Origin of the sequence: Escherichia sp. MOD1-EC6842, assembly GCF_002965705.1 — a bacterium.
Lineage (GTDB): Bacteria > Pseudomonadota > Gammaproteobacteria > Enterobacterales > Enterobacteriaceae > Escherichia > Escherichia ruysiae.
Window position 1 is genome coordinate 24,871 of sequence record NZ_PTRF01000017.1, and the last position, 13,505, is coordinate 38,375.

At 54.3% G+C, this 13,505-nt stretch carries 10 protein-coding genes; 4 read left to right on the forward strand and 6 right to left on the reverse strand.

Annotation, left to right across the window (positions count from 1 at the left end; translation table 11 throughout):
• Genes A7Z29_RS18010 through A7Z29_RS18025 form a run of 4 tightly spaced genes read right to left on the reverse strand, consistent with a single transcriptional unit; the run spans position 1 to position 4,607 of the window.
• The gene (locus A7Z29_RS18010) at positions 1 to 879 is read right to left on the reverse strand and encodes a [formate-C-acetyltransferase]-activating enzyme (RefSeq protein WP_000204106.1); all 879 of its coding nucleotides are present in this window, start codon (positions 877 to 879) and stop codon (positions 1 to 3) included.
• Positions 845 to 3,142 (reverse strand): formate C-acetyltransferase, encoded by a 2,298-nt coding sequence (locus tag A7Z29_RS18015; protein ID WP_105290582.1) that lies wholly within the window; start codon positions 3,140 to 3,142, stop codon positions 845 to 847. Before A7Z29_RS18015 ends, A7Z29_RS18010 begins: the two co-directional genes overlap by 35 nt.
• Before the next feature lie 50 nt (positions 3,143 to 3,192).
• Positions 3,193 to 3,513 carry a PTS fructose-like transporter subunit IIB gene (locus A7Z29_RS18020; RefSeq protein WP_000161265.1) on the reverse strand — a complete coding sequence of 107 codons (321 nt, stop codon included), beginning with the start codon at positions 3,511 to 3,513 and terminating at the stop codon, positions 3,193 to 3,195.
• A gap of 14 nt (positions 3,514 to 3,527) precedes the next feature.
• Entirely contained in the window at positions 3,528 to 4,607 is a 1,080-nt protein-coding gene (locus tag A7Z29_RS18025) for a PTS fructose transporter subunit EIIC (RefSeq protein ID WP_001004465.1), read from the reverse strand.
• 308 nt (positions 4,608 to 4,915) lie between these two features.
• Here A7Z29_RS18025 and ptsP point away from each other — a divergent pair, with 308 nt between their 5' ends.
• The 4 genes from ptsP to A7Z29_RS18045 all read left to right on the forward strand — a co-directional run bounded on the left by ptsP (position 4,916) and on the right by A7Z29_RS18045 (position 10,244).
• Positions 4,916 to 7,417 (forward strand): phosphoenolpyruvate--protein phosphotransferase, encoded by a 2,502-nt coding sequence (gene ptsP / locus A7Z29_RS18030; RefSeq protein ID WP_105290583.1) that lies wholly within the window; start codon positions 4,916 to 4,918, stop codon positions 7,415 to 7,417.
• Positions 7,418 to 7,428: 11 nt separating this feature from the next.
• A complete protein-coding gene (fsa, locus tag A7Z29_RS18035; protein ID WP_000424833.1) occupies positions 7,429 to 8,091 on the forward strand; it encodes a fructose-6-phosphate aldolase in 663 nt (220 codons plus the stop codon).
• Positions 8,092 to 8,101: 10 nt separating this feature from the next.
• Positions 8,102 to 9,205 carry a bifunctional L-1,2-propanediol dehydrogenase/glycerol dehydrogenase gene (gene gldA / locus A7Z29_RS18040; protein WP_000373988.1) on the forward strand — a complete coding sequence of 368 codons (1,104 nt, stop codon included), beginning with the start codon at positions 8,102 to 8,104 and terminating at the stop codon, positions 9,203 to 9,205.
• A gap of 421 nt (positions 9,206 to 9,626) precedes the next feature.
• Entirely contained in the window at positions 9,627 to 10,244 is a 618-nt protein-coding gene (locus tag A7Z29_RS18045) for a DUF1287 domain-containing protein (protein ID WP_105290584.1), read from the forward strand.
• A gap of 25 nt (positions 10,245 to 10,269) precedes the next feature.
• Here A7Z29_RS18045 and yijE read toward each other — a convergent pair whose 3' ends face one another.
• A complete protein-coding gene (gene yijE / locus A7Z29_RS18050; RefSeq protein ID WP_085461440.1) occupies positions 10,270 to 11,175 on the reverse strand; it encodes a cystine transporter YijE in 906 nt (301 codons plus the stop codon).
• Between the two features lie 96 nt (positions 11,176 to 11,271).
• A complete protein-coding gene (gene katG, locus A7Z29_RS18055) occupies positions 11,272 to 13,452 on the reverse strand; it encodes a catalase/peroxidase HPI (protein ID WP_024212599.1) in 2,181 nt (726 codons plus the stop codon).
• Between the last annotated feature and the right edge of the window lie 53 nt (positions 13,453 to 13,505).

Sequence of the window (13,505 nt, forward strand, 5' to 3'; positions counted from 1 at the left end):
TTACCCCCCCACGGTAACCTCAAATCCGGCTCGTTCTGCCATTTCGCGCATCGTTGCCACATCGGCTGACGAGGGCGCAGAAACCTCTTTCATCGACCATGTTTTCCCCAGCAGGCGGTATTTCGGTTCACCGTACTGATGAAACGGCAACAGGTGGATTTGCCTGATATTCAGCGGGATCAGCACGTCCAGCGCCTGCTGCATATTCTCCCGGCTGAGTGTGAAACCAGGGATCAGCGGTAAACGCGGGATCACGTTGACACCTTCGCTTACCAGCAAACGCAGATTCTCCAGCACGCGTGGCAGGTTCATCTTCACCACATCCCTCGCCTGAGTCGCGTCCATAATTTTTAAATCGAACAACACTTCATCGCACAATTTCGCCAGTGGTAACAGCTTGCTGGCTGGCGCGTCTCCGGCTGTTTCGATGGCACATGAGACGCCCCACAGCCGAAGTCGCTGTAAAAAACGGGTCGCAAATTCCGCCTGCATTAACACTTCGCCGCCAGAAAGCGTGACGCCGCCGCCGGACGTGCGAAAGAAAATGTCATCTTTCATCACTTCCCGCTCCAGCGCGTCAAGGCTGATATCGCGACCAATCCGTTCAAACGCCCCGGAGGGGCATTCATCCGCATCACGTAAACATTTCGCGCAGTGCAGACATTTCGCCTCTCTGCGTACCGTCTGGATTTTGCCGGAGATCGACTCCGGATTAGCACACCACGGGCAAAGATGTGGGCAGCCTTTAAAAAAGACCACCGTGCGGATGCCTTCACCGTCATTCAGCGAATAACGCTGAATGTTGAAAATGCGCGCCACGTCATCGCGGCGCGTTTCCACAACGTTACAGCTGATGCGCTGTCCGGCGGATGATGTCATCCTGGATCTCCTTCGACAATTCGACAAAGAAGGCGCTATATCCGGCAACGCGCACCACCAGCCCGGCATAATCTTGTGGGCGCTTTTGCGCTTCCCGCAACGTGTCGGCATTCACCACGTTAAACTGAATATGCTGCAACTTAAGCTGGGTAAATGCCCGTAAGAAGTCGGCCAGTTTACGTAATCCCGCTTCACCTTCGAGGGTCGCCGGAGTGAATTTCACGTTCAGCAATGTACCGTTAGACAGCAGCGTGTTATCGAGCTTACTGACTGATTTCAGTACCGCCGTTGGTCCTTGTGCGTCCTGGCCCAGCATTGGCGACAAGCCACCGTCTGCCAGTTGCTCCCCGGCAAAACGACCGTCTGGCGTCGCGCCAACCACCGATCCCAACGGGACGTGAGCAGAAACGGTATACGACCCTGGCGTGAAGTAGCCACCGCGCGGGTTCTGGTATTTTTCCACTTCTTTGCAGTAGTGGCGCAGCAGTTCGGCGCTAATGTTATCCACCTCGTCGATATCGTTGCCGTATTTCTCAAAGCGGTTAATTAAGCGAGCGCGAACTTTTTCGCCTTCTGGCGTTGCGAAGTTGGCTTTTAATACCGACAACAATTCGTCAAAACTTAAACGCTGTTGATCAAAAACCATCCCTTTCAACGCATGGAGAGAATCGCTCAGGTTGGCAATACCGATCCCCTGTACGCCGGAGAAGTTATAACGCGCGCCGCCATCGGTAATATCGCGGCCTTTTTCCAGACAATCGCTGATAAACGACGAAAGCAGCGGCACTGGCGCCCAGTCGCGATGGCCGATATCACAAATATTGCTGCCTTCAACCATCAGGGTGATGTAGTGGCTGATCTTGGCGCGGATCTGTTCCAGTAAACCTTCATAAGTCAGCGCAGCATTGCCTTCATTTTCATGCAGACAAATTTCCATCACTTTCAGCAGGTTAAACATCGCGATGTCGTGCAAGCCGTAGGTTCTGCCAGGAATAGACAACTCCACACAACCGACCACTGAATAGTCGCGCGCATCTTCCAGCGAAACGCCACGGTTGAGGAACGCAGGCACCACCACTTCATCGTTGAATATTTGCGGAATACCGGTGCCAAGGCGGATGGTTTCTGCGGTTTTCATCAGGAACGGCGTATCGATCAAGGCGTTAGTGCGCACGCCCAGGTTCGGTTGCGGTAATTGCACGCTTTGATAGGCGTCGAGGCAGAGGAACGAAAGCACGTTCACCGCACTACGTCCGTTTTCCGTTAAACCGCCGAGCAGCGCGGTATAGCCGGTCGGGAAACCTGCGAAATAGCGCGCGCTGCTGGTGGAGCGCAACAGCACGATGTCGTTGCATTTCACCCATAAAGATTCGAGCAGTTCTTTCAGGAACGCCGGATCTTCGCCCTGGGTTAATGATGCCTGATAGAACGGCAACATATACTGGTCGAAGCGCCCCAACGATAGCGAACTGGCGTTGGATTCGTATTGCAGAATGATGTTCATGTACCAGAACAACTGGCACGCCTGCCAGAACGTCTGCGGCTTATGTTGCGCGTTATGGCGGGAGATCTCCGCAATAGTCAGCAATTCTTCGCGACGCTGGGCATCGGTGCAGTTTGCCGCCATCGTTTCCGCCAGTTCGGCGTAACGCAAAATGTGTTTTTGTGAAGCTTCCAGCAGTAACAGCGCGGCCTGATAAAAGTGATTATCCGGCTGTTGCTGACAATGTTGCTGCATCTGCGCCACCAGCTCACCCAGCCCGTGATTCAGCAGGCGCGGATAATCAATAATGATATGCCCCTGACCTTTATCCGTCTGGTTGATGCTGAAAATCTGCGTGCTGGTTGCGGCTTTTACTTCATCCGTCATCTGCCCGTTGATGAAATCTTTCATCGAACGTTTTTCCCAGTACGGGAACAACTCTTCGCGGTAGATACGTTTATCTTCTTCACTGATAGCAAAGCGATCCTGCGGTCGCGTCGGGAATTGCTCCAGCTCTTTCAGCAACCAGTAAGGATCCATTTCCGGTGACATAATCCCGGCGCGAGGTTTTACGGTGCGGTTACCGGCAATCAGTTCTTCATCACGAATCGAAATTTCAACGTGTTCCAGGATATACGCCGTGGCTTTTGCCCGACGAATAATCACCGGTTCGCCTTCGGTTTGCTTATGGCTGGCGGTATAAAGCAGCGCCCGCTCCAGCGAGATTTCACGGGTATTGGCAAACAGCGCAGTTTTAAGGCGAGAGATACGATTCGTCATGAGGAACTCCTGTAGGAAAGCGAACCCGCCCTTGCGGGCGGGATAAGAACTTAAGCGGTTTGCGCCAGATGGGCTTCGATTTTGCTCATGATGGCATCAGCGCGTTTTACTGCATCGCTGATGTTGACGCGCACGATGGTCTTGCCAGCAAAACGCTCTTCAAACTTGATGCCGATATCTTTGGTCAGAATCACCATATCGGCACTCGCCACATCTTCCGCAGTCAGTTCATTTTCCAGACCGATCGAGCCCTGGGTTTCTACTTTCACTTCCCAGCCTTTCGCTTTCGCGGCGCTTTCCAGCGCCTCTGCCGCCATATAGGTATGGGCAACACCTGAAGGACATGCGGTTACTGCAATAATTTTCGTCATGGCTCGTTCCTCAATTAATTAATTTCAAAATCCAGATCCAGGTCATCTTCCTTCTCATCAGCCGAAGACCCATTTTTACGCGCCAGACTTTTCAGCACGTTCACGCAGACTGCCGTCACAACCGCCCCGACAGCCACTGCTGCGATATAACCCAACTTACCTTCAACCACCGGCAGCACAATCAGACCACCCCAGCCTGCATAGCACTGCGCACCGACCATTGCTGCGGTCACCGTGCCACAAACAGAACCGACCATGATGGAAGGGATCACACGTAACGGATCGGCGGCGGCGAAAGGAATCGCCCCTTCAGTGACGCCAACACACCCCATCACCAGCGCCGCTTTACCCGTTTCGCGCTCTTCAGCGGAGAAATTTTTACGACCAATCAACGTCGCCAGCCCCATACCCAGCGGCGGGATACAAATACCCACAGCGGCAATGGCCACCACGGTATAAACCCCCTGAGCAACGCAAATCAGCATGAATGCATAAGCCACTTTGTTAACCGGGCCGCCCATATCGAACGCCAGCATCAATCCCATGATCACCGCCAGCATAACAATGCTGCCCTGCTGCATTCCCTGAAGCCACTGAGTCAGGCTGTTAGTCAACGCACCCACCGGCTCGCCCAGCCCCCACATCATGACGCCAGCGGTAATCAGTGTGCCGACGATTGGGATAATGAAGATGGGCATGACAGAACGCAGAACTTTATGCACCGGAATTTTCTTCAGGTAATGCACCACGATGCCGCCGATAATCCCGGCGATCAGCGCGCCAAAGAAGCCCGCGCCGAAACTGTTACCAACCCAGGCACCAATAGCGCACGGCGCCAGCGCAGAGCGTTCTGCAATGGAATAACCGATGTACGCCGCGAGGAAAGGCACCATCAGCGTCAAACCCGCGACGCCGATATCAAACAGTTTTTTCAGATTCGGATCGGCGACGGCATCCGGCACTGCGCCTTTGCCATACAACATGACGGAAACCGCCAGCAAAATACCGCCCGATACCACGAAGGGAATCATGTGTGAAACGCCCGTCATTAAGTGCTGACGGGTGTTTTTCAGGATCTGCACCAACTCATTCATAAGTCGCTCCCGGGCTTAGTAAAGCCCATGTCCATATTTTTGATGGCAGAAACAATAGGCAATCGCAAGCAGGGCAAACAGTGGATAAAAAGGCCATTTACTGGATTTTTGTAATGTCTGTACAAAAATGCGATCCGCCTCATAACTTGCGTTAACTCGGAATCATGCCGGAGTGACGCGTCTTGTGAGACGCGTCGCAAATTGGCGGTTACATTACATTTGTCCAGCTTTTGGCAGATTTGTCACATGGCAGGCCGTTGCCGTGCGCTCTTATCCTGTAAACAGAAAACCGTACCGGGAGAAAGGCAATGGCCCTGATTGTAGAATTTATTTGTGAGCTACCTAACGGCGTACATGCACGTCCGGCAAGCCACGTTGAAACGCTGTGTAATACTTTTTCATCACAAATTGAGTGGCATAACCTGCGCACCGATCGCAAAGGCAACGCCAAAAGCGCACTGGCGCTGATTGGCACCGACACGCTGGTGGGCGATAACTGCCAGTTACTGATTTCCGGAGCCGACGAACAGGAAGCGCACCAGCGTTTAAGCCAATGGCTGCGCGATGAATTTCCCCACTGCGACGCGCCGCTGGCGGAAGTTAAATCTGACGAACTGGAGCCGTTGCCGGTTTCACTGACCAACCTGAATCCGAGAATTATCCGCGCCCGCACCGTATGCAGCGGTAGCGCAGGTGGCATTCTGACGCCGATCTCTTCTTTAGATCTTAACGCGCTGGGTAATCTTCCCGCAGCCAAAGACGTTGACGCCGAGCAATCCGCACTGGAAAACGGCCTGACACTGGTACTGAAAAACATTGAGTTTCGTCTGCTGGATAGCGACGGCGCCACCAGCGCGATTCTGGAAGCGCACCGTTCATTAGCGAGCGATACATCTTTGCGTCACCACTTACTGGCAGGCGTCAGCGAGGGATTAAGCTGCGCCGAAGCGATTGTTGCCAGTGCGAATCACTTTTGCGAAGAGTTCGCCCGCTCCAGCAGCAGCTATCTGCAAGAACGTGCGCTGGATGTGCGCGATGTCTGCTTCCAGTTACTCCAGCAAATTTACGGTGAACAACGCTTTCCAGCACCGGGCAAACTGACGCAGCCCGCCATTTGTATGGCTGATGAACTGACCCCCAGTCAGTTCCTCGAACTGGATAAAAATCACCTCAAAGGTTTGTTACTCAAAAGCGGCGGCACCACGTCACATACGGTAATTCTTGCCCGTTCGTTCAACATTCCGACACTGGTTGGCGTGGATATCGACACGCTTACTCCGTGGCAGCAGCAAACGATTTATATCGACGGCAACGCTGGGGCGATTGTGGTCGAACCGACAGACGCGGTAACGCGTTATTATCAACAAGAAGCCCGCGTACAGGACGCCCTGCGTGAGCAGCAACGTGTCTGGCTGACTCAGCAAGCCCGCACCGCTGACGGTATCCGCATTGAAATTGCCGCTAACATCGCTCACTCCGTGGAAGCGCAGGCCGCATTCGGCAATGGTGCGGAAGGCGTTGGTTTGTTCCGCACTAAAATGCTCTATATGGATCGCACCAGCGCACCGGGCGAAAGCGAGCTGTACAACATTTTTTGTCAGGCGCTGGAGTCCGCCAACGGACGCAGCATTATTGTGCGCACTATGGACATTGGCGGTGACAAACCCGTTGATTATCTGAACATTCCCGCAGAAGCTAACCCGTTCCTCGGTTATCGCGCCGTGCGTATTTATGAAGAGTACGCCTCGCTGTTTACCACGCAGCTACGGTCGATCCTGCGCGCCTCTGCTCACGGTAGCCTGAAAATCATGATCCCGATGATCTCCTCAATGGAAGAGATCTTATGGGTGAAAGAAAAACTGGTGGAAGCTAAACAGCAACTGCGTAACGAACATATTCCGTTTGATGAGAAGATCCAGCTCGGCATTATGCTGGAAGTGCCGTCGGTGATGTTCATCATCGATCAGTGCTGCGAAGAGATTGATTTCTTTAGTATCGGTAGTAATGACCTGACGCAATATCTGCTGGCAGTGGATCGCGATAACGCTAAGGTTACTCGTCACTACAACAGCCTGAATCCGGCCTTCTTGCGGGCGCTCGATTACGCCGTGCAGGCGGTGCATCGCCAGGGGAAATGGATTGGTCTGTGCGGTGAACTGGGAGCGAAAGGTTCCGTGCTGCCGTTGCTGGTCGGTTTAGGGCTGGATGAACTCAGCATGAGCGCACCGTCAATTCCGGCGGCGAAAGCGCGAATGGCGCAACTTGATAGCCGTGAGTGCCGCCAGTTGCTCAACCAGGCAATGGCCTGCCGTACTTCGCTGGAAGTGGAACACCTGCTGGCGCAATTCCGTATGACGCAACAGGACGCACCGCTGGTCACCGCCGAGTGCATCGCGCTGGAAAGCGACTGGCGCAGCAAAGAAGAAGTGCTCAAAGGCATGACCGATAACCTGCTGCTGGCGGGCCGCTGCCGCTATCCGCGTAAACTGGAAGCCGACTTGTGGGCGCGCGAGGCCGTTTTCTCTACCGGTCTGGGTTTTAGTTTTGCCATTCCACACAGCAAATCAGAACACATTGAGCAATCCACCATCAGCGTAGCGCGTCTGCAAGCGCCGGTGCGCTGGGGCGATGATGAAGCGCAATTCATCATTATGTTAACCCTGAACAAACACGCTGCGGGCGATCAGCACATGCGCATTTTCTCGCGCCTCGCTCGCCGCATCATGCACGAAGAATTCCGTAACGCGCTGGTTAACGCCGCCTCTGCCGACGCTATCGCCAGCCTGCTGCAACATGAACTGGAACTGTAAAAGGAAACATCATGGAACTGTATCTGGACACCGCTAACGTCGCAGAAGTCGAACGTCTGGCACGCATATTCCCGATTGCCGGGGTGACAACTAACCCGAGCATCATCGCTGCCAGCAAGGAGTCCATCTGGGAAGTGCTGCCGCGTCTGCAAAAAGCGATTGGTGATGAGGGCATTCTGTTTGCTCAGACCATGAGCCGTGACGCGCAGGGTATGGTGGAAGAAGCGAAGCGTCTGCGCGACGCCATTCCGGGCATCGTGGTGAAAATCCCGGTAACCGCTGAAGGTCTGGCAGCAATTAAAATACTGAAAAAAGAAGGTATTACTACGCTTGGCACCGCTGTATATAGCGCCGCACAAGGGTTATTAGCCGCGCTGGCAGGCGCCAAATATGTTGCTCCGTATGTTAACCGCGTAGACGCCCAGGGCGGTGACGGTATTCGCACGGTTCAGGAGTTGCAAGCATTGCTGGAAATGCACGCGCCAGAAAGCATGGTGCTGGCTGCCAGCTTTAAAACACCGCGTCAGGCGCTGGATTGTTTGCTGGCAGGATGTGAATCCATCACCCTGCCCTTAGATGTAGCGCAACAAATGCTCAACACGCCTGCGGTAGAGTCAGCAATAGAGAAGTTCGAACACGACTGGAACGCCGCATTTGGCACTACTCATCTCTAAAGGAGCAATTATGGACCGCATTATTCAATCACCGGGTAAATACATCCAGGGCGCAGATGTCATTAATCGTCTGGGCGAATACCTGAAGCCACTGGCGGAACGCTGGTTAGTGGTGGGTGACAAATTTGTTTTAGGCTTTGCTCAATCCACTGTCGAGAAAAGCTTTAAAGATGCTGGACTGGTAGTAGAAATTGCGCCGTTTGGCGGTGAATGTTCGCAAAATGAGATCGACCGTCTGCGCGGCATTGCGGAAACAGCTCAGTGTGGCGCAATTCTCGGTATCGGTGGTGGCAAAACTCTCGATACCGCCAAAGCACTGGCGCACTTTATGGGCGTTCCGGTAGCAATCGCACCGACCATAGCCTCTACCGACGCACCGTGTAGCGCACTGTCTGTTATCTACACCGATGATGGTGAGTTTGACCGCTATCTGCTGCTGCCGAACAACCCGGAACGCGTCATTGTGGATACAAAAATCGTTGCTGGCGCACCTGCACGTCTGTTAGCGGCGGGTATCGGCGATGCGCTGGCAACCTGGTTTGAAGCACGTGCCTGCTCTCGCAGTGGCGCGACCACGATGGCGGGCGGCAAGTGCACCCAGGCCGCGCTGGCGCTGGCTGAACTGTGCTACAACACCCTGCTGGAAGAAGGCGAAAAAGCGATGCTTGCTGCCGAACAGCATGTGGTAACTCCGGCGCTGGAGCGCGTGATTGAAGCGAATACCTATTTGAGCGGTGTAGGCTTTGAAAGCGGTGGTCTGGCTGCGGCACACGCGGTGCATAACGGCCTGACCGCTATCCCGGACGCGCATCACTATTATCACGGTGAAAAAGTGGCGTTCGGTACGCTGACACAACTGGTGCTGGAAAACGCACCGGTTGAGGAAATCGAAACCGTAGCGGCGCTGTGTCATGCCGTTGGTCTGCCAATTACCCTGGCGCAACTGGATATTAAAGAAGATATTCCGGCGAAAATGCGGATTGTCGCAGAAGCATCTTGTGCAGAAGGTGAAACTATTCACAACATGCCAGGCGGCGCAACGCCAGATCAGGTTTACGCCGCACTGCTGGTAGCCGACCAGTACGGACAGCGTTTCCTGCAAGAGTGGGAATAACCTATGCCAAACTCCCGGCTTGTCCGGGAGTTTGAGATTGCAGGCAAAGTAGGCACGGTATTCCCCCTTGCCGGGGTCGCGCCGGAGCTGGTTTGTTCCCCTCACCCTAACCCTCTCCCCAAAGGGGCGAGGGGACCGTCCGGGCACGTTTTATACATTGTCGCCCGTCTGAAACACCTGCGTTGTCCGGGTGTTGGAAATTGCTGCCAAACTGGCTCATTCGTCACTGAGGGCACGGTTTTCCCCCTCGCCCTCTCCCCAAAGATGTGAGGGAACCGTCCGGACACTTTTTTACTTTGTCCCCCATCTGAAATTCCGCATTGTTCGGAGTTTTTTTATCCGCTTCTGGACATTTTCCCCACAGAACATTCAAACGCCCGGAAGGTCGAATCTGCGACGATTATTTTCACGGACGAAACAGATGAAAGCTTCACTCGCGTTGGTCAGTCTTCTGACGGGATTTACCAGCCACTCCTTAAAATCTCCCGCCGTTCCACCAACCGTGGTACAAATCCAGACCAACACCAACCTTGCCATCGCAGACGGTGCCAGACAGCAAATTGGCAGCACGCTGTTTTACGATCCGGCATATGTGCAGCTTACCTATCCTGGCGGCGATGTCCCGCAGGAGCGCGGCGTATGTTCTGATGTAGTGATCCGCGCCTTGCGCAGCCAGAAAGTCGATTTGCAGAAGCTGGTGCATGAAGATATGGCGAAGAATTTTGCCGATTATCCACAAAAGTGGCAGTTAAAACGTCCGGACAGCAACATCGATCATCGTCGGGTGCCGAATCTGGAAACCTGGTTTAACCGCCACGATAAAACACGCCCCACCAGCAAAAACGCCAGTGACTATCAAGCGGGCGATATTGTTTCCTGGCGATTAGATAACGGGCTGGCACATATCGGTGTTGTGTCAGATGGCATTGCCCGCGACGGTACGCCGCTGGTGATACATAACATTGGCGCAGGCGCACAGGAGGAAGATGTGCTGTTTAGCTGGCGGATTGTCGGGCACTACCGCTATTTTACGAAATAAGCGATAGCACCCATGAAGATACGCTTCAGATCCTTTTTACGCTGACGGCTTCTTTTTTCTTACGGCTCACCAGCGCCAGTGCCAGCACAATCAGCACAATACCGCTACCTTCAACCGCGCCGGGATTCTCACCGAGCAGCCACCACGAAAACAGTACCCCGCAAACGGGAACTGCCAGAGTACTTAAGCTGGCAATACTGGCGGGTAAGTTTTTCAGCACGAACAACCATAAGCTCCAGGCCAGCGCCGTCGCCAGAATCGCACTGTAGGCCAGCGCCCAGAACACGGTGGGTTGCCAGTCAATTTCACGTTGTGGCACCAGTAACGCGACCGCACTCATCACCAGCGCCGCATAAAGCATCTGCCAGGATGTTAACGACAATAAATCCACGCGCGGATGGCGGGCATAAAGGCGTTTAGCAACAATCGCGCTCGCCCCCCAACTAACACCGGAGAGGATTGCCAGCATGGCACTTTTCATCGAAGAAAAATCGAGTTGCCACGGCTGCAACACCAGCAATAAACCAACGGCGGCAATCAGAATCGCGAAATATTGCCCGCGCCGCAGTCGTTCACCGAGAAACAACGCGGCGAAAATCACCACCCAGAACGGCATGGTATAGCTCAGGATCGCCACCTTCCCCGCTCCGCCGCTGACCAGCGCCCACTGCGCCAGGCCAACCATCCCGCAGGTTTGTAACAGGGCGATGGCTAAGGTGTATTTAAACGGCGTCGGGCGCATTCCGCGACCACGTAATAAAAGGACGATGAATAAAACGAGAGCGCCGAAAATGCAGCGTAAGGCGGTGAAGTCGAAAGCACCGATGTAGCTGGTGACTTGCTTCATGAAAATCCAGCTATAACTCCAGATAAGTGTGAGCACAACCAGGCCACTGATTGCCAGTGGGTTGCTCTTTCCCGTAGTAGGCATGAGAGATCCAGCGTGTAGTAGTTTTGTTAGCGACACTATACGCCGGTAAAGAAACTTCAGCGACTGCCTGAAAGGCAGTCGCTGAAGGAGGTCAGATTACAGCAGGTCGAAACGGTCGAGGTTCATGACTTTCACCCATGCTGCCACGAAGTCTTTAACAAACTTCTCGTGGGCATCGCTGCTGGCGTAAACTTCCGCCACCGCGCGCAGGACAGAGTTAGAACCAAACACCAGATCCGCACGGCTGGCCGTGTATTTCACTTCGCCGGTTTCACGGTCACGGCCTTCGAAAAGCTCTTTCGATTCGTCGGTCGCTTTCCACTCGTAACGCATATCCAGCAAGTTCACGAAGAAGTCATTGCTCAATACGCCCACGCGGTCAGTGAAGACGCCGTTTTTACTGCCATCGAAGTTGGCACCCAGTACACGCATCCCGCCCACCAGCGCGGTCATTTCCGGCGCGGTCAGCGTCAGTTGCTGTGCTTTATCAATCAGCAGCGACTCGGTGGTGGAAACATCCAGACGGGCGCGATAGTTACGGAAGCCGTCAGCAATCGGCTCCAGCAGCTCGAACATCTCGATGTCAGTCTGATCCTGACGCGCATCGACGCGACCCGGCGCAAATGGTACATGAATGCTCAACCCTGCGGCGCTTGCGGCTTTCTCTACGCCAACCACACCTGCCAGCACGATGATATCCGCCAGCGAGGCTTTGCCAGACTCTTTCTGGATTTTCTCCAGAACTGGCAGAGCACGAACGGCTGCGGCGTTCACATCCCAGTCGCGCTGCGGTGCTAATGCCAGACGCGCACCGTTGGCGCCACCGCGTTTGTCGCCACCACGGAAAGTAGAAGCAGACGCCCAGGCCACCGATACCAGCTCACTGACAGACAGACCAGAATCCGCAATCGCAAATTTCAGACTGATAATGTCTTGTTCGGTCGGGTTGTAGATCGGCTGCGGCAGCGGATCTTGCCAGATCAGATCTTCTTTCGGTACTTCCGGCCCGATGTAGCGAGATTTCGGCCCCATATCCCTGTGTGTCAGTTTGAACCAGGCACGGGCAAAGGCTTCGTTGAACGCCTGCGGATCGTTGAGGAAGCGACGAGAGATCTTCTCGAACTCTGGATCAAAACGCAGCGTCAGGTCGGTCACCAGCATCGTCGGCTTACGTTTCTTCGACGGATCAAACGGATCCGGGATAATTTCCGGTGCGTCTACCGCTTCGAACTGGATTGCGCCAGCCGGGCTGCGGGTCTGTACCCATTCATATTTGAACAGGTTTTCGAAGAAATAGTTGCTCCACTGAGTCGGTGTCTGCGTCCAGACCACTTCCAGACCAGAGGTGATGGCATCTGCGCCAACGCCGCTGCCGTAAGTGCTCGCCCAGCCTAAACCTTGTTCTTCAATCGGTGCAGCTTCCGGGTCAGGGCCAACGTTAGATGTCGGACCGGCACCGTGAGTTTTACCCAGCGTATGACCACCCGCAATCAGCGCCACGGTTTCTTCGTCGTTCATGCCCATGTTGCCGAAGGTCGCACGGATAGCTGCTGCCGCAGAAAGCGGTTCGCCGCTGTGATCCGGGCCTTCCGGGTTAACGTAAATCAGCCCCATCTCGGTTGCACCCAGTGGTGCTTTCGCCAGTGCTTCTGGATGACGGTGGGTCAGCCAGGCTTTTTCATCACCCCAGTTAACGTCGAGATCCGGTTCCCAGACGTCTTCACGACCGGCACCAAACCCGAAGGTACGGAAGCCGGAGTTTTCCAGCGCCACGTTACCCGCGAGGATAAACAGGTCTGCCCAGGAGATTTTCTGACCATATTTCTGTTTGATTGGCCACAACAGGCGACGCGCTTTATCAAGGCTTACGTTATCCGGCCAGGAGTTCAGCGGTGCAAAACGTTGCTGACCACGACCCGCGCCGCCGCGCCCGTCGATGGAACGGTAAGTCCCCGCGCCGTGCCAGGCCATACGAATAAATAAGCCCGCATAGCTGCCCCAGTCGGCTGGCCACCACGGCTGAGATTCTGTCAGCAGGGCTTTCAGATCTTTTTTCAGGCCGTAGTAATCTAATTTGCTGAATTCTTTGCGGTAGTCGAAGTCCTCACCCAGCGGGTTAGAACGATTAGAATGTTGGTTTAACAGGTCAACACGGAGTTGATTTGGCCACCAGTCGCGAGTGGTTGTGCCCCCACCTGCGCTCTGGTCATGACCGCCCTGATGGAACGGGCATTTGCCGGTGGCTGTCGTGTTATGGATATCGTCTGACGTGCTCATCAATGTGCTCCCCTCTACAGTGTTACCGTTACGATACACAGCGTTAGAGAGAA